Origin of the sequence: Bacillus sp. RAR_M1_44, from assembly GCF_020165935.1 — a bacterium.
In the GTDB taxonomy this organism is placed as follows: domain Bacteria; phylum Bacillota; class Bacilli; order Bacillales; family Bacillaceae; genus Bacillus; species Bacillus altitudinis.
Map to the genome: position 1 here is coordinate 271,590 of NZ_JAIUKX010000001.1, position 15,988 is coordinate 287,577.

Consider the following 15,988-nt stretch of genomic DNA (forward strand, 5'->3'; position numbering starts at 1 on the left):
ACCTAGCTTGAATTCCAGAATTGTTTCACTTAATGTGAAAGGATAGGAGTGTGATTGAATTGAAAAAAAGACGAATTGGCACCTCTGATCTCTTGGTTAGTGAGGCGGCACTAGGATGTATGTCCCTTGGGACTGAAAAAGAAAAAGCGCTCTCTTTATTAGATGAAGCCATTGATCTTGGGATTAACTATTTGGATACAGCTGATTTATATGATTTTGGAACAAATGAGGAAATCGTCGGGGAAGCCATTAAGAACAGACGCCAAGATCTGATTTTGGCCACAAAAGGTGGCAACCGCTTTGAAAATGGCAAACCTGGCTGGGAATGGGATCCTTCAAAAGCATATATAAAAGAGGCAGTGAAACAAAGCCTGAAACGACTTCAAACAGATTATATTGATTTATATCAATTGCATGGCGGCACAATTGACGATCCAATTGACGAAACCATCGAGGCATTTGAAGAATTGGTTGAAGAAGGTGTCATTCGCTATTACGGCATATCGTCGATCCGTCCAAATGTCATTAAAGAATACGCCAAAAAATCAAACATCGTGAGTGTGATGATGCAATATAGTTTACTCGACCGCCGCCCAGAAGAATGGTTTTCTCTTCTTGAAGAACAAAGCATTAGTGTCGTGGCAAGAGGTCCTTTAGCAAAAGGATTATTAACAGAAAAACCCCTTTCGCAAGCAAGTGCGGCGATTCAAAAGAACGGGTATCTTGACTATTCATTTGAAGAGCTCCAGCAAATCATCCCTTCGTTAAAGAAAGTCGCTTATGACCTATCACTGACAGAGCTGTCCATTCAATACTTGCTCAAGCATTCTGCAGTCAGCTCTGTTGTTTTTGGCGCAAGCTCGGTGAAACAGTTAAAAGAAAATGTGGCAGCGGCAAATGCACGTTCATTAAGCGACCAAGAAGTAAAAGCTTTGTCATATTTCACAAAACAGTCTGTGTATGAGACGCATCGTTTGAATCAATAGAAGACAAATGGAAGAACAGCTTGCCACTTATGTTTTGTTTTAATGTACAACCCTATTGATGGTGCGATTCTGAAATGAAGTGATACGAGGGAGTTAGACGTGTTTTCTCTCAGGCTCATGTAGTATGTATTCATCTCAATGATATAACATAAAAAAGGGAGCATCGTAGCTCCCTTTTTTAACTTTTATACTTTCTCCAGTCTAAATGACTTTCATCTAGCAGCTCTGAGAAGCTTTTATTTTTTTCTTTTTCTTTCTGTTGCCGAAGGAGGTCTTGTCGTTTTTGTTCTTCTCTTTTTTCTGTCTCAGCGGCCAGGTTCTGCTTCATTTGAAGGAGCTGCTGTTTCACATCATCCTTTATGCCGTCCTTTAGCTTTGCTTGATCTTGATTGGTCTTTTTCACTTTGCCTCTCTCCTTTTGCTTTAGTGTATCATCCGTTTTATTTGCTCAGCAAGAGTCACGCCAAACTCCCAACATGTGGTATGATCTTCATAGAAACCCTTCGGAAAGGAAGAATCAGCTTGAAGAAGAAATGGCTCGCTATACTCGCCTTGGTATTATTTCCACTCGCTGCCATCGGCATTTTTTTTACCAATAAAATGATGTATATACGAAAATTAACGGATGAAGAGCTCATCAAACGAGAATCAGATGAAGGGCACTATCATCACGAGGAGTTTCAACAGCTGCAAAAAGAGAAAGTTTGTATTCCTTCAGCATTTGGTTACGATCTTCATGGCTATTTTGTACCGCTCCCTCATACAACACGCACCATCGTTCTTTGTCACGGGGTTACCGTCAGTTTGATCAATTCCGTGAAGTATATGAAATTATTCCAAAAGCTTGGATGGAATGTGCTGCTCTATGATCATAGAAGACATGGGATGAGCGGCGGAAAAACAACGAGCTATGGATATTATGAAAAAGAGGATTTGGCTCAAGTCGTCAAGTGGCTGAGAAAAAAGCTTGGGGAAAAAGCAATCATTGGGATACACGGAGAATCGATGGGCGCAGTCACAACTTTATTATATGCTGCTAAACCGGATGCAAACGCCAATTTTTACATCGCTGATTGTCCTTTTGCTTCTTTTGAGGATCAGCTTCTGTATCGATTAAAAACGGATTTTCGTCTTTCAGGACAGTGGATTCTTCCACTAAGTGATCAAGTGTTGAAATGGCGGGACGGATACAGCATTCGACAAGTTTCTCCACTTGATGTAATCGATCAGGTGAAAGAACCTATCCTTTTTATTCATAGTCTCCATGATGACTATATCCCTTGTGAGCAAAGCGAGCAGTTATACGCACGCAAAAAAGGTGATAAACGGCTATTTATTGCGCCACATGGTGCGCATGCGATGTCTTATAGTGACAATAAGGAAGTCTATGAACAAGAGGTCGAAGCATTTCTGGAAGCATTTCAATTCAATCAAAATGAAAGAGGAGAATGAACAGCCGTTCGTCTCCTCTTTTTGCTAACTTATACGATAGTCACCACTGTTGTATGGTGTCTGCCCGCCAGCTCCATATGGCTCTCTTCCGATTGCTGCTGACTCATGACCGATAACCCTGCAGTTGCTGCCAATAAAAGAACTATCAAACTCATTTTCATATAAATGACCTCCATTTTGAATTTTTGATATGGCTTGAATTTTCCTTTCGTAATACCGGGTAGAAACTTCAAATAATCCAAGCTCATTATAATAATGAGCCGCATCAAGTGCCAGTTCCTCAATATCTGGGTATAAGCGCTTGTCCTCCAACAAATCTAATGTATCGTCTATGATTTTTATTTCTGCATCAACGTATAATGCTTTTAAAAACTGAAACTTGCAGATGTAAATTTCATCTTCTAATTCACAGGCTTTCATAATACCTTGTTGATAGAGGGTTAACGACTCTTCTATTTGTTTTTGTTTAAACAGGATTTGGGTCAGCATAAATAGTGGGTCTAGAGAGCGATTTAGATGGGTTAAATTCTCCTTTTCAAACACTTCAAGAGAGTCTTTGAGATAGCGACTTGCTGTAGCAAGATCGTTCATTTGGTAATAGCAGTTACCTAAGTTGAAAAGGGCCGAACCTATGACTCGAGGGTTTCCAATTGAGCGTGCTCGCTTTAGAGCATTTTTAAAGTAGGGCAATGCATGTTCATAGCATTTCAAATCATCATAGTTTGCACCGATGACAAATTCACAGTGGATGATTCTCAGCGTGTACGTTCTGTAGGCAGAGTACGTATCTAACGCTTGCAAAGCATAGTGCATCGAAAAGTGGGTTTGTTTCATGTGGTAGTATATTTCTGCTAATTTAAAATAAAATTCTGCTCTTTCTATATCATCTGATATGAGATTGAGCTTTTTTTCTGCGGAACGGTAATAAGCAATGGCGCTCAAATAGTTTCTCTGTTCAAATTCAAACATTCCTGTAAAAAAATGAACATAGTATTCAAGCATATCCGTTAATTTGGTCTGCGAATGTTCAATCGTTTCTAGAAGCTTCTTAATCTCCTCATCATTCGAGGCTTTTTTTGCCGGTTCAAAATATTCAAGCATGACCTTATGTCGAAAATCCATCAGCTGGTAAAAAAGCAGCAAGTTCTGATCTTGCTCCATCTCAAGGATTTCCTGCTCGATCTCGGCCTTTAGCTTCTCTGCTTTCATGACATGAAATCCGCAAATCTGCCTATACCATTCGTTTATTTTGATTCCAACCTGAGGCGATGACAGCTTGAGCTTCAATTCACCTTAGCACCTCCCTCCTCATGTACGATACATGTTGTATTCTATCATATTTCCTCGAATGGAAGAAATATGAAATGTCGTTTTTCGTAAAGTTTTCGGTATCCCGCAATAACCGCTTCCATTGCCGATTTTTCGGCATTTACAGTCTCTATTTTTCTCTTTCTACTTTTCTCATTTTGTCGAAATGTTTGTTAAAAATGACTTTTTATCGTTGAAAAATCTCATTTTTCAAATTAGACAGTTCTCCTGTTTGATGAGATGATGATGGCACAAAAAAAGCCCTCTTCAGCAAAGGGCTTATAACACGTCTGTTACGTGTTCCATATTCTCTTTTATCCAACTGACTGCTAATTCAAGCGTTGGAAATTCTTCCGTTTCAAATGTGACTTCATCTTGGAGAAGCCAGACGTCCTTTTTTACTGAATCCATTCCACCGATTGACCAGTGCAAAAGGCTATATGGATGATTATTATTTAAAAACGACACCCACGTTTTATTTTGTGCCGTGTTTTGTATCACTTTCAGCTTTTGATCCACTACGTTTCCACCTTACTTTACAAGTATACCCATTCTCGGGCTGAGTATTTGTTGAGGACTTTTCAACATAAGTGTATTGGCTTTTTCATTAAAATCAATCGTCATTTCCTCGTCAAAAAACACCTTTTGTGCTGTGTGTATATATAGTTTTAAATCTTGGCTATTATTAAGTGGTTCCCATTCACCTGTTCTTTCACTTGTTAACCAAAGCATTGGTACGCCACTCACTGCACAGCCACAACCTTCTGAATCGTAGCGAAGCAGTAATTCTTTCGTTTCGTTTCCTGTTTGCTGTTTTTCTATATATGTTTTAGCCAGTTCTGTGATGTGAATATACATGGCGAACATCCTTTTTAAATTGATGCTTACATTGTAACACATAAAACACCATAAAACATGACACACGACTAAATCCGAAAGTCATACTCTTTGAAATACACGCTCTTCTCACTAGGATTATATCTATCTATTGGCTCTTTCTGCATCCTGTTTTTTAGAATTATACTGATGACGCTATCAATTTTAAAAGAAGAAACAGGAGGTTTTAGATCGTGAAAAAAAGATTATCTCTCTGCTTCATCGGGGCGCTGATATTGATGTTGAGTTTCACTATGCCAAACATGAAAGCGGCATCTATCCTTGATGAAGTACGAGAAAGCTATGCGACTTATACGGGATCTGGTTACTCAGGGGGCGCCGCTTTATTAGATCCTATTCCATCTGACATGAAAATTACGGCTTTAAATCCCCATGACTATAACTATAAAGGGGTAAATGCGGCACTTGCAGGGGCTTACCTTGAAGTAACGGGACCAAAAGGAAAAACCGTTGTGTATGTAACCGATAAATATCCAGAAGGAGCAAAAGGAGCTCTTGATCTTTCACCTAATGCCTTTGCCAAAATCGGAAATATGGCAGATGGGAAAATCCCAATTAGTTGGAAAATTATAAAAGCACCGATTAGCGGAAATGTAGCTTACAGAATAAAAGAAGGTAGCAGTGAGTGGTGGGCTGCGATTCAAGTACGCAATCATAAATATCCGATTATGAAAATGGAATATTACAAAGATGGAAAATGGGTGAACATGGAAAAGACAGACTACAACCATTTCCTTGGCTTTCATATGGGGTCTACATCTCTTCCTGTTCGAATCACAGATATCCGCGGGGTCATAGTAAAGGATCAATTACCCGCTCTTCCGTCTACTGCTGCTTCACAGGCCTATATTGTAAAAGGCAATGTTCAGCTTCCTAATTAACGAGGAGAAGAGGCAGCTTATTTAAGAGCTTCCTCTCTTCCTTCTCTATCCCAGCGATATGCCTCATTTTCTATTTCTTTTATGATTTCATTCTTTCCTGCCATATAGCTTTGTATATCTTCCGGATACTGATTTGCTAATTGTTCCTTGACAGACGCATACGCTACAGCTCGTTCTGGGTGGACTCTTAAGTAATCTCGAAACAATAAATGTCTTTTCACATCAGGATGATTTCTTTCATAAACATGGACATGATGCGTACGATTCAAGCCACCCTTTTGAAAAAAACGTCTCCCTTTTATACCATTTTCACCAAGCACTTCGTATCCAAGGTGTTCAAATCTCTCTTTTTTCCTATCAATCTCTTCTATATCGCTTACTTCTATTAATATATCTATAATTGGTTTGGCAACAAGTCCTGTAACTGACGTGCTGCCAATATGGTATCCTTCTATCCAGCTCTTTTGAATGATTTGCTTGAGTCGCTGCTTTTCTTGACGGAATTCTTCATGCCATTCTTTTTTGAATTCGACAACCTCAACCTTGCGTCGCGGTGTCCATTTCATTTTTGATAGGGTGAGCTCTTTTGCCACATGAATCACATTTGTTTCAAAAAACCCTAATTTTTCATATAGCCTTTTTGCAGGGGTGTTTTCTTGCCCTGTGGTCAGTTCTATCGGGACATTCTTCTCCATAATTGTCGACATAAGTCTTGTTCCAATCCCCTGCTTTAGCGCTTTTGGATGCACAGCCAATCGACTAATGATCAAACAATCTTTCAGCTCTTCATAAGAGGCTACACCTAATAAGATATCATGTTGCTGAAAACCAATAAATTGCTCTTTTGCTCTCATAACATCTTGAATGGTCTCTTTTAATGGCGGAAGATCAGCATAACCAATTTGTTCAGCTTCTTGTTGGTATGCAGCTAGTTGAATATGTAAGATCTGCTTTGCTACATCACTTATTGTGTGATCTAAATGAACAATCATTTCATCGCCTCCAGCTTCTTCACAAATAACACACGGTCTTCATGAATGCCATCGTAATCTGAAAAGACTGAGATGCCATCTACTGTTTTATCTCCCTTTTCTATCTGAAACCCGAGTTTTGTATGATAAGCAATGGAGACTTTATTGATAGGAGCTGTGACAGCTTTAATTGTTGTTCTTCCTTCCTTTTCAGCCGCTTCATAAAAAGCTTGATAGAGAATTTTACCTATCTTTAATTTACGGTGATCTGGGTGGACGCCAACAAAGTGAATATAGGCTTCATCCGAATGAGATTGTGATAAAAAACCAACCAAAAAGCCGATCAGCTCTCCCTTTTCAACGATAACAAAACTTGTTTGCTGGAAATGTTCAAAAAAGAGCTTTGGCAATTTTGCACGCAAATCTCTGCCTCCCCACCAGCTTTGAATGACGGATGTGACTGCGTAAAAATCTGATGGTTTCACTTGACGTATCATGATGGCCTCGCCCCTTTTCCATTTTGGCTTTCCTTTGATTCATTTTTTCTCAAAAATGCGATTGTTTCAATAGTCTACCTATCTGATCAAATGATTGTAAAGACAGTATGCCCGTCTTTTTTCATGTTCACTTGTTGGTTCTTCGTCTTTCAGCCGCCATCTCCTTTTAAATCTTCACACTTATTTCAAAAAGTTCACTTTTTGTGCGAAAGTTTCATTCATTTGTTATGTTAAGATGGTTCATATAGGAAATGGTACAAATGTTTATTGGAGATGATGAGATTGGTTTGGGTTGTTATTTCACTTGTTGTGTTTAGTCTTTTAAAGCTGCTTGTCACCTCTTTGCCTTCTGGTGTTGTTGAGCGCCTTTTTAGCCGCTACGCCGTACATGCTAAAGTAACAAGTGAGCAAACAAATATTACTTTTCAAGGTCGTTCGCTTGATAAGCAGCGAGCAGCTGAAGTCATTCAACATTTTAATGATGCGATCTTTATTGAACGCTATTATATTTACCCAGGTGATGAAGAACGTTTTCTTCATCCGAATGAAGGGCCAACGCCGCTTACTATGCAAACAAAGCATGGGAAACATGATGTCACCCTTTATCTGTTCCATTATGATGACCATGTGGATGTGGTTCGGCAGTTTACACATAAGCCAAAGAAAAAGCTGATGGCTTATCGTCTGCGTTCTGAACCGCTCCAAACATTCCACAACATGGTACATGCCTAACAATCGTTGCAGCAGACGAGACGAAGTGTTCACCACTTCGTCTTTTTTGTATGGACAGCTTTTGAATGATTTACCAGTATGAATTTCACCTCATGTTGTTTACAATAGGTATAGAACATATGTTCTAAGAGGTGAAGTACAATGAATGAACGAGCCATTCTGCTTGTGGATATGCAGTCATTTTATGCATCAGTTGAGAAGGTGGAGGCGCCTCATTTGGAGAATGTGCCGCTCATTGTCTCTGGAGATCCAGAACGAAGAAGCGGAGTCGTTCTTGCAGCCTGCCCTCTCGCTAAGAAATGTGGCGTACAAAATGCATCAAGGTTATGGGAAGCACAGGAGAAATGTCCTGAAGCAGTGGTCGTACGTCCACGTATGCAGCGCTATCTCGATGTCTCTGTCATGATTACAGAACTGCTTGAACAATACACAGACCTTGTCGAGCCATATTCCATTGATGAACAGTTTCTTGATATTACAGGCAGTCTTACACTATTCGGCTCTCCACATGAGATCGCCCAACATATACAAACAACGATTATGAACCAGACTGGCATTTACGCACGTGTGGGCATCGGCCCTAATAAAGTGCTCGCTAAAATGGCCTGTGACCATTTTGCCAAAAAAAACAGATCCGGCATCTATGAACTGAGTGCCGACCGGGTTGCCGCTGATTTATGGCCGCTTCCAATTGGAAAATTATTTGGCGTCGGCAAACGAATGGAGCATCATTTGAAACGAATGGGCATCAGTACCATTGGCACACTTGCTGCTTATCCGTTAGACCAATTAAAAAAACGCTGGGGAATCAATGGGGAGCTTCTGCAGCGAACAGCTTTAGGACACGATCCCTCCCCAGTCACTATTCACACACATGATCAGCAAAAAGCCGTTGGGCATCATATGACCCTTCCCCGTGATTACGCATCTTTTGAGGAGATCAAAGTCGCTCTTCTTGAATTGAGTGAGGAAGTCGCTAGGCGGGCACGTTTTAAGCATTATCTCGGTCAAACGGTGTCTGTTGGTGTAAGAGGGGCTGATTTTTCACATCCAACAGGCTTTCATCGACAAATGAAGCTTCATTCACCGACACAGTATGGCTCAGATATTGCAGAGGCAGCGATTCAGCTATGCCAGCAGCACTGGGATGGCCAGCCCATTCGCAGTGTAGGCATTACCCTCTCACAGCTGCAGCCTGACAGCCACTATCAGCTGACTTTATTTGATCATCATTTGAAGAAAGATCAACTCAGCAAAGTATTTGATGAAATCCACCTGAAATATGGACCTGCGGCATTGCTGCATGCTTCGTCACTGACAAGCGCAGGGCAGGCATATCACCGCGCCGAAAAAATTGGCGGGCATTACAAATAACGGAGGCGAACAAGCATGAATCCCAATAAATTAACACCTGGATACAACATCATGTGGGAATCAAGCCGAATGATGCTACCAGAGCACCGGGAGCAGCTTCTTGCTCAAAAACGAAAGAAAAAAGAATATACACCTCTACCGCTCAGCTCCGATCAGCTAGAGGAAATGAATGTTTTGATCACACAGTCGATTACCGAGGATCAAGCGATTTGCGTGACATATGTCTCATCCGGCATGAAAGCACAGTTTTGGGGCTGGGTGAAAGCCATTCATTATGAAACACGCCAAATGAAAATCGTGAATGACGAAGATGTTCTAAACCTTTCCTTACATCAAATTATTGCCATCGATCTCAATTGATTTTCACAAAACGAAAACATGATCATTGAAAAAACCCGCTTCGTTTTTCTGAAAAAATCATGACCCATCAAGGCTTAAAACCTTGAAAACGAGGCATATGCTCTTCGAATGAACGGAACGGTTCAAGCTTCTCTGTCATTTGACGGATGACTCCTCCATCAAATTGTGTATTTAATTTGCACAATTTTTCATGTATGATTGGAACATCTTACAAACTCAGGGGAGACACAGCATGAAAAATAACTTACGCACTTTACATCCACTTAGTTGGACGATCATCATCGGCACGATATTCGGCCGAATGGCGACATCCATGAGCATTCCCTTTCTAGCCGTTTATTTGACACAAGTCAAAGGCGCCTCAGCCTCTTCAGCTGGATTGATCATTGCCGTCAGCTCTCTTATTGGGATTGTTGCGAGTTTTTACGGCGGCTATGTTTCCGACCGAATCGGCAGAAAAAAGGTCATGCTTTTATCCATCTTTGGCTGGACACTTGTCTTTGTTGGCTTTGCGTTTGCAGATGCCATTTGGGTCTTCTTTTTTATGAATGCTTTAAATGGACTGTGCCGGGCGCTGTTTGAACCAACGTCTAAAGCACTCTTATCCGATGTCACCCCATCGAGCATTCGGTTGTTTGTCTTTAACTTACGGTATACGGCCATTAACATTGGTGTCATTTTCGGCCCGCTGCTTGGCTTATATCTCGGGTCATCAAAAACGACTTTTCCATTTCTCGTCGCTGCCCTCATTTACTTGTTGTACGGGTTAACGCTGGCATGGCAATTTCAAAAGCATCCAGTGGCTGCTCCAGAAAGCACCAAACAAATCGGCGTCAAAAAAGCTCTTTCCATTATTCAGAAAGATACGGTCTTTAGCATCATCCTCATTGGCGTTACTTTATGTTCATTTGGCTATTCACACCTAAGCTCAACACTGCCTCAATATTTATCGGCATCCCCTATGATTGAGGATGGCCCTAAACTGTTTGGGTATCTTTTATCCTTAAACGCAGTGGTTGTCATTGTCGTTCAGTACCCGCTAATTATGATCGCTAAGCGCTATTCAACGATTTTGTCGTTAACGACTGGGAACGTGCTTCTAGCAGGCAGTTTGTTTGCCATTGCTTTTTCACAAAGTCTCGGTACGCTTGCTTTCATCATTGTCGTGTTTACGATTGGTGAAGTGCTGCTCTTTGCGATGATGGATCTGTTTGTAGACAATATTGCAAAACCTGAAGTGAAAGGGTCATACTTCGGCGCAATGGGGTTTTCTCAGCTCGGCAGCGTCGTCGGACCGTTTGTCGGAGGATTGTGTATTGACTTATTTGGCGCAGCCCATCCCCTTTCTATTTTTTCAGTCTTGGCAATTGTCACCGCTGCAGGCGTTCCGTTTTTACTCATCGGATACTACCGCCTAAAAAAACGAACGGCGGCTGCCGTGGCTGTGAAAGTAAGTGGAGGTCATTAAAAAAACCGCTCTCAATTGAGCGGTTTCAGCGTGTAGACAAACCCTCGCATTCTTTGTCAGTCCTGCGCGCTGGTACTCACGAATGTCAAATTCGCTCCGTAAAAGTAGCTGTCCTTCCTAGACTTCAAAGGTTTTCTATCACGCTGAAAAGAAGACAAAGGGCTAAAATAAAGTTCATTTTAGCCCTTTGTCAACAATCTAAAACCGCTCTCAATTGAGCGGTTTTCTTTATACCCTGCGGATGGCGATCTCTTCCACCTTATGCTGATCGCCTTTTTTTAAAATCAAATCGGCTCTATATTTTGTCGGCAAAATATTTTCATATAAATTTGGCCGGTTCACTGTATTCCAAATCGTGCTTGCCATCTGATCTGCTTCTTCATCCGTCAAATCTTTGTATTGATGAAAGAAGGATTCAGGGTCTTGGAAGGCTGTTTCCCGCAGCAAACGGAACCGTTCTTTATACCAGCATTGAATTTGCGTCTCAGCGGCATCTACATAAATCGAAAAATCGAAGTAATCTGATACAAACACGCGCGGCTCATCCTTCAGATCATCCAGTGCCGGTGATTGCAACACATTGATCCCTTCAATGATGACAATATCTGCATCTTCTACTGTTTCATACACCCCTTCAAGACGGTCATAGGTCAGATGTGAATATACAGGTGCATGCACAGTTTGTTTCCCTGATTTTAATTCATTTAAAAACGAAAGTAGCGCTTTAACATCATAGCTTTCCGGGAAGCCTTTCTTTTCCATCAGCCCCCGATCTTTTAACTCTTTTTGAGGATACAAAAAGCCGTCCGTTGTTACGAGACTCACCTTCAGCCCATCTCCAAGCCTAGATAAAAGCGTTTCAATAATACGTGCTGTCGTGCTTTTTCCGACGGCCACACTTCCTGCAATCCCGATTAAAAAGGGGATTTTCGCATGATGCGGGTAGTTTAAAAAAGCATTGACATGCTGATTTTTTTGTTTTTCTGCAAAGACATGTAATGTCAGAAACCGAATAAGCGGTATGTAAATATCTCGAACTTCTTCTAGCGATAAGTAGTCGTTTAATCCTTGAAGTGCTCTCACTTCTTCTTCTGAAACAGATACCGGCATATATTCTCCAAGAGCGGCCCATGCCTCTCTCGTATGGCGTGTATATAATGTATTAAAATCTAGTCGTTCGTCACCCAAAGTCTTTCCCACCAATCTAAACTAAACTCATAACCAAAAAGACGATAATCCGATTGTAGCTTAAAATGAAGGCGCTGTCTTTATTTTTCAACGAAAGTTTGCTTCTTTTGCGAAAAAAAAGCATTAAATAAAGGAAAATGAGGGTAAATAAGAGTATTCAGTTTGATAGATAGAAGGGAGCACACCAAATGAAATATGTGATGATTGGCGGAGATGCAGCAGGAATGAGCTGCGCTATGCAAATATATAGAGAGGATCCAGACGCGCAAATTGTAGCTTTTGAAAAAGGAGAGATTTTCTCATATGGACAGTGCGGACTCCCCTACTTGATCGGCGGTCTCATTGATCATCACAGAAAACTCATCGCACGCAGCGCTGAAACTTTTCGTGACAAATACGGAATTGATGCCAGATGCTTACACGAAGTGATCTCAATTGACCCGGAGCAAAAAACAGTATCGGGTATTCATTCTAAAACAAAAGAACCCTTTACAGAAACGTATGACCGCCTGTTAATTGCGACAGGAGCAAGCCCCGTCACACTTGATCTAGACAGCCATTCATTAGAAGGTGTCCACGTATTAAAAACAATCCCGCATGCGCTGTCTATTTTAGACAATCTAAAAAAAGACGTCACACATATCACGATTATCGGCGGAGGATATATCGGTTTAGAAATGGCAGAAAATTTAAAAGGGCTAGGCAAAGACGTTCATATCATTCAGCGGGGTGCAACACTTGGCCCAGGCTTTGATCCCGATATGGCAAAATATCTGAAAGAAGAAGCGGACAATCAAGGCATTCAAGTAGTACTTGGTGAAACAGTGCAAAAGTTAAAGGGCAAGAGACATGTAACAGCTGTTCAAACAGACAAACAGACCATTGAAACAGATATGGTCATCATTGCCGTTGGCGTCACTCCGCAAACATCCTTTTTAGACAGCACAGGAATTCAGCGACTTCAAAATGGTGCAATTGTTGTGAATGAATACATGCAGACCAATGTACAAGATATCTATGCGGCGGGTGACTGCGCAGCAACCTACCACCGTATCAAAAAGGAACTGGACTATATTCCGCTCGGTACGACAGCAAATAAACAAGGAAGAATCGCAGGCTTTCATATGACAGGAACAAACCGTGCGTTTCAAGGTGTAACCGGCACAGCGGTGATGAAATTTATGGACGTGACAGCAGGGCGAACAGGTTTATCAGAGAAAGAAGCAAAAGACGCGGGCCTTCCTTTCTCCACCATCACCATCGACAGCACTGACCACGCTGGATATTACCCAAATGCAGAGAAGATGAAAGTGAAACTGATTTACAGAAGCGATGATCACACCTTGCTTGGCGCACAAATCATCGGTAAAGAAGGTGTTGATAAACGAATTGATGTCATGGCAACTGCTCTTTATCAAGGGCTGACTGTGACAGACCTTGAAGATTTAGATATTAGCTATGCCCCTCCTTTTAACAGTGTATGGGACCCACTTCAGCAAGCGGCAAGACGAATATAGAAAAAGGAGTGAAGCCATTGACCATTCAACAAATTGCTACTATTGAAATTCCTGTGACTAATATCCCCCGGGCTGTCTCTTGGTATGAACAGATTTTAGAGATGATCGTTCTACATCAATCAGAAGAAGCCGCCATGCTCACTTTTACTCATGGCGAGGGACCTTCTTTTTATCTCGTCAAAACAAAACACGAGAAACGAATCTACTTTATGAACTCTTTTACAGGAGTTCGGCATAGTATGATCGATTTATTTGTGAAGGATTTAAAAAACTTTCACCAGTATTTAAGCGAGCATGAAGTGACTGTATCGGATATTCAAATATTAGCTGACCCAGACTTAGGCGGTTTTAGCTTTGAAGATGTTGATGGCAATGTCTTTGGCGTCACCAATATTAAGCCCCATCAAACAAAAAAGAAACCAGCCTGTGACCGGTTTCTTTTTTTGTTATTTTTTCATCATCGCTTTACGTGCTGCTTTTTCAAATAAAAACGGGAATAATTGATACAACTTACTGCCAGCATTCATCCATCCTGGTAAATTAATCTCTCTTTTTTTCGTCATCATGGCGGATACGACCTTCCCTGCTACCTTGTCAGCACTGAGCATCATAAAATCAACATTTTTCACATATTCACCACTGCGGTCTGCAATGGTAAAGAAGTCTGTGGCAATCGGTCCTGGATTGACGGTTGTGACATGAATTCCGCTGTCTGCCAGCTCCATTCTGAGGCTGTTTGAAAATCCGAGAACCGCATGCTTTGATGCGGAATAGATGGCGGATTTAGGGGTGGCAATTTTGCCTGCCTGTGACGCAATATTGATAATATGTCCCTTCCCTCTTTGTTTCATCTCAGGAAGGACCTTTTTTGTGCAGGCAATTAAACCAAAGACATTGACCTCAAACATCGACACCATTTCCTCAATGGATGCGTCCTCGACGAGATCGAACACACCAAAGCCGGCATTGTTCACCAAAATATCAACAGCACCCACTTGTTGATAGGCTTGATCAATGTCCTCAAGCTGACTGACATCAAGCTGAACGATGTGACATACGCCGCCAGCACTTATAATCTTTTCTTTTACACCTGTGAGCTTTTCAATTCGTCTTGCCGACACAATGATTTCTGCTCCTTCGGCTGCTGCCAAGTACGCCATCTTTTCACCAATACCGCCTGAAGCACCTGTAATCCATATTCTCTTTCCTGTTAGTCGCCCCATTTATTTCACTCCTTCAATTGCTCGATAGTAGAGGGTTCCGTCTTTTTGCACTTCTTCAATATGTCCAGCCGCTAAAAGCACATCAAGCTGCCCGACTGTCTCAGACATTGTCAGAAATAATGCTTCTTCATACAGGCCTGGAAATAAGGTGCGACAAAGATGAAAGGCGGTCATTTCCTTTCGTTGAAGCAGCTGATACATCGTATTTGCCCGTTTTTCCTGTTTTTTAAATCTTTCTTCGATCAATTCGTGATGAGAGGTAATGAGCTGGCCATGCCCTGGATAAATCGCCTGAATGGGCAAATGCAATAAACGCTTGAGTGATGCTTTATATTGAAGCAGCGATTTTTGACGTTCTGTTCCTTTCACCGGTGCTTCCATTAACGGATTGGAAGAAATGGTCGTAAGCAGCAGATCACCGCCGATGAAATTCCCTGTTGTTTCATCTAAAAAAGAAAGATGAGATTGTGCATGTCCTGGGGTCTCCAGCACTTGGAAATGCTCATGTCCCTTCAAACGATCACCTTCTTTTATGACGTCATCGACATGTGCCGTACATGAATATGTATAGGACTGCCTCACCATTCTTTCACACTCACCTTGACGAAGCGGGACACCTAACTGCTGAAAAAAATCATTCATAAAATGGATTTGACGCTGTTTAAACGCTGCATCCTGACTAATATAGGGCTCATTCAACTCGTGTCCGATGACACGGACATGAGGTTTCATCAGATCTAAAAGACCGACATGATCTGCATGATGATGTGTCAAAACCACTTGATCAATATCATCTATTGATAAATGATGTTCCTTTAATTGCGTGACAAAGGCATGCTGCGCCTCTTGTGTCATCGGTCCGCAATCGACTAAGGTCACGGCATCGCCTTTTAATACATATGCATGGACATCCCCAACCGCAAACGGTGTGGGGATGGATAATTGAATCATTTCTTCTTTCACTTTTAAACGTCATCTCCTGATTTTTGTCTCATAGATCATCTGAACTCACTCTTCTTTATTCATTGTATCTTGCAAAGGGCAGACTGTCATGCGGTTTAGATGGTCAATTTTTTTATCTCTCCCTATTGACACAAACTTGTCCATCGTTGCATAATGAACAACAAATATAAG

The 15,988-nt window shown here is 41.4% G+C and carries 18 protein-coding genes and 1 other annotated feature (1 of these 19 running past the window's edge); of the genes, 9 read left to right on the top strand and 9 right to left on the bottom strand.

The window, feature by feature from the left end:
- Window positions 1-59 precede the first annotated feature (59 nt).
- On the top strand, window positions 60-986 hold the full coding sequence (locus tag LCD34_RS01440) for an aldo/keto reductase (RefSeq protein ID WP_035702855.1): 927 nt from the start codon (window positions 60-62) through the stop codon (window positions 984-986).
- Window positions 987-1,164: 178 nt separating this feature from the next.
- Here the strand turns inward: LCD34_RS01440 and LCD34_RS01445 are convergent, their stop codons facing one another.
- Window positions 1,165-1,389: a YqkE family protein gene (locus tag LCD34_RS01445; protein WP_008343840.1), complete on the bottom strand. Its 225-nt coding sequence runs from the start codon at window positions 1,387-1,389 to the stop codon at window positions 1,165-1,167.
- A 119-nt stretch (window positions 1,390-1,508) separates the two neighbouring features.
- Between LCD34_RS01445 and LCD34_RS01450 the strand changes: the two genes are divergently transcribed.
- On the top strand, window positions 1,509-2,438 hold the full coding sequence (locus LCD34_RS01450; RefSeq protein ID WP_079919587.1) for an alpha/beta hydrolase: 930 nt from the start codon (window positions 1,509-1,511) through the stop codon (window positions 2,436-2,438).
- Window positions 2,439-2,462: 24 nt separating this feature from the next.
- On the opposite strand, the gene LCD34_RS01455 is transcribed toward LCD34_RS01450, so the two are convergent.
- The 3 genes from LCD34_RS01455 to LCD34_RS01465 form a co-directional block, all read right to left on the bottom strand.
- On the bottom strand, window positions 2,463-3,725 hold the full coding sequence (locus LCD34_RS01455; RefSeq protein ID WP_024718943.1) for a tetratricopeptide repeat protein: 1,263 nt from the start codon (window positions 3,723-3,725) through the stop codon (window positions 2,463-2,465).
- Between the two features lie 300 nt (window positions 3,726-4,025).
- Window positions 4,026-4,265, bottom strand: coding sequence for a YqkC family protein (locus LCD34_RS01460; protein WP_008343836.1), 240 nt, complete (start codon window positions 4,263-4,265; stop codon window positions 4,026-4,028).
- Between the two features lie 12 nt (window positions 4,266-4,277).
- Window positions 4,278-4,604: an iron-sulfur cluster biosynthesis family protein gene (locus LCD34_RS01465; protein ID WP_017367540.1), complete on the bottom strand. Its 327-nt coding sequence runs from the start codon at window positions 4,602-4,604 to the stop codon at window positions 4,278-4,280.
- 212 nt (window positions 4,605-4,816) lie between these two features.
- Here LCD34_RS01465 and LCD34_RS01470 point away from each other — a divergent pair, with 212 nt between their 5' ends.
- A complete protein-coding gene (locus LCD34_RS01470; protein ID WP_017357929.1) occupies window positions 4,817-5,524 on the top strand; it encodes an expansin EXLX1 family cellulose-binding protein in 708 nt (235 codons plus the stop codon).
- Between the two features lie 17 nt (window positions 5,525-5,541).
- Here the strand turns inward: LCD34_RS01470 and LCD34_RS01475 are convergent, their stop codons facing one another.
- Window positions 5,542-6,516, bottom strand: coding sequence for a GNAT family N-acetyltransferase (locus LCD34_RS01475; RefSeq protein WP_017367541.1), 975 nt, complete (start codon window positions 6,514-6,516; stop codon window positions 5,542-5,544).
- Window positions 6,513-6,992 (bottom strand): GNAT family N-acetyltransferase, encoded by a 480-nt coding sequence (locus tag LCD34_RS01480; protein ID WP_017357931.1) that lies wholly within the window; start codon window positions 6,990-6,992, stop codon window positions 6,513-6,515. Before LCD34_RS01480 ends, LCD34_RS01475 begins: the two co-directional genes overlap by 4 nt.
- A gap of 282 nt (window positions 6,993-7,274) precedes the next feature.
- Here LCD34_RS01480 and LCD34_RS01485 point away from each other — a divergent pair, with 282 nt between their 5' ends.
- From LCD34_RS01485 to LCD34_RS01500, 4 genes are all read left to right on the top strand, one after another.
- Window positions 7,275-7,724, top strand: coding sequence for a YfmQ family protein (locus tag LCD34_RS01485; RefSeq protein WP_017367542.1), 450 nt, complete (start codon window positions 7,275-7,277; stop codon window positions 7,722-7,724).
- A gap of 141 nt (window positions 7,725-7,865) precedes the next feature.
- Window positions 7,866-9,098 (top strand): DNA polymerase IV, encoded by a 1,233-nt coding sequence (locus LCD34_RS01490; protein ID WP_224558433.1) that lies wholly within the window; start codon window positions 7,866-7,868, stop codon window positions 9,096-9,098.
- A gap of 15 nt (window positions 9,099-9,113) precedes the next feature.
- On the top strand, window positions 9,114-9,458 hold the full coding sequence (locus LCD34_RS01495; RefSeq protein WP_017367544.1) for a YolD-like family protein: 345 nt from the start codon (window positions 9,114-9,116) through the stop codon (window positions 9,456-9,458).
- 232 nt (window positions 9,459-9,690) lie between these two features.
- Entirely contained in the window at window positions 9,691-10,926 is a 1,236-nt protein-coding gene (locus LCD34_RS01500; RefSeq protein WP_008343828.1) for an MDR family MFS transporter, read from the top strand.
- Between the two features lie 228 nt (window positions 10,927-11,154).
- Here LCD34_RS01500 and coaA read toward each other — a convergent pair whose 3' ends face one another.
- Window positions 11,155-12,114, bottom strand: coding sequence for a type I pantothenate kinase (gene coaA / locus LCD34_RS01505; protein ID WP_008342294.1), 960 nt, complete (start codon window positions 12,112-12,114; stop codon window positions 11,155-11,157).
- A gap of 188 nt (window positions 12,115-12,302) precedes the next feature.
- Between coaA and LCD34_RS01510 the strand changes: the two genes are divergently transcribed.
- Together LCD34_RS01510 and LCD34_RS01515 are read left to right on the top strand one after the other, a co-directional pair.
- A complete protein-coding gene (locus LCD34_RS01510; RefSeq protein WP_041091957.1) occupies window positions 12,303-13,631 on the top strand; it encodes a CoA-disulfide reductase in 1,329 nt (442 codons plus the stop codon).
- A gap of 8 nt (window positions 13,632-13,639) precedes the next feature.
- Window positions 13,640-14,119 (top strand): VOC family protein, encoded by a 480-nt coding sequence (locus LCD34_RS01515; protein WP_224558434.1) that lies wholly within the window; start codon window positions 13,640-13,642, stop codon window positions 14,117-14,119.
- Here LCD34_RS01515 and LCD34_RS01520 read toward each other — a convergent pair.
- Both LCD34_RS01520 and LCD34_RS01525 read right to left on the bottom strand, forming a co-directional pair.
- On the bottom strand, window positions 14,078-14,854 hold the full coding sequence (locus tag LCD34_RS01520) for an SDR family NAD(P)-dependent oxidoreductase (RefSeq protein ID WP_007501086.1): 777 nt from the start codon (window positions 14,852-14,854) through the stop codon (window positions 14,078-14,080). The genes LCD34_RS01515 and LCD34_RS01520 overlap by 42 nt on opposite strands.
- On the bottom strand, window positions 14,855-15,817 hold the full coding sequence (locus tag LCD34_RS01525; RefSeq protein ID WP_224558435.1) for an MBL fold metallo-hydrolase: 963 nt from the start codon (window positions 15,815-15,817) through the stop codon (window positions 14,855-14,857).
- 169 nt (window positions 15,818-15,986) lie between these two features.
- Window positions 15,987-15,988 (top strand) — a binding site (T-box leader) (it continues 210 nt past the right edge of the window).

Bases quoted from the DNA above. Each gene is read 5' to 3' on its own strand.
- LCD34_RS01465 (WP_017367540.1), bottom strand. From the start codon at position 4,604: ATGTATATTCACATCACAGAACTGGCTAAAACATATATAGAAAAACAG.
- LCD34_RS01475 (WP_017367541.1), bottom strand. From the start codon at position 6,516: ATGATTGTTCATTTAGATCACACAATAAGTGATGTAGCAAAGCAGATC.
- LCD34_RS01480 (WP_017357931.1), bottom strand. From the start codon at position 6,992: ATGATACGTCAAGTGAAACCATCAGATTTTTACGCAGTCACATCCGTC.
- LCD34_RS01490 (WP_224558433.1), top strand. From the start codon at position 7,866: ATGAATGAACGAGCCATTCTGCTTGTGGATATGCAGTCATTTTATGCA.
- LCD34_RS01495 (WP_017367544.1), top strand. From the start codon at position 9,114: ATGAATCCCAATAAATTAACACCTGGATACAACATCATGTGGGAATCA.
- LCD34_RS01500 (WP_008343828.1), top strand. From the start codon at position 9,691: ATGAAAAATAACTTACGCACTTTACATCCACTTAGTTGGACGATCATC.
- LCD34_RS01510 (WP_041091957.1), top strand. From the start codon at position 12,303: ATGAAATATGTGATGATTGGCGGAGATGCAGCAGGAATGAGCTGCGCT.
- LCD34_RS01520 (WP_007501086.1), bottom strand. From the start codon at position 14,854: ATGGGGCGACTAACAGGAAAGAGAATATGGATTACAGGTGCTTCAGGC.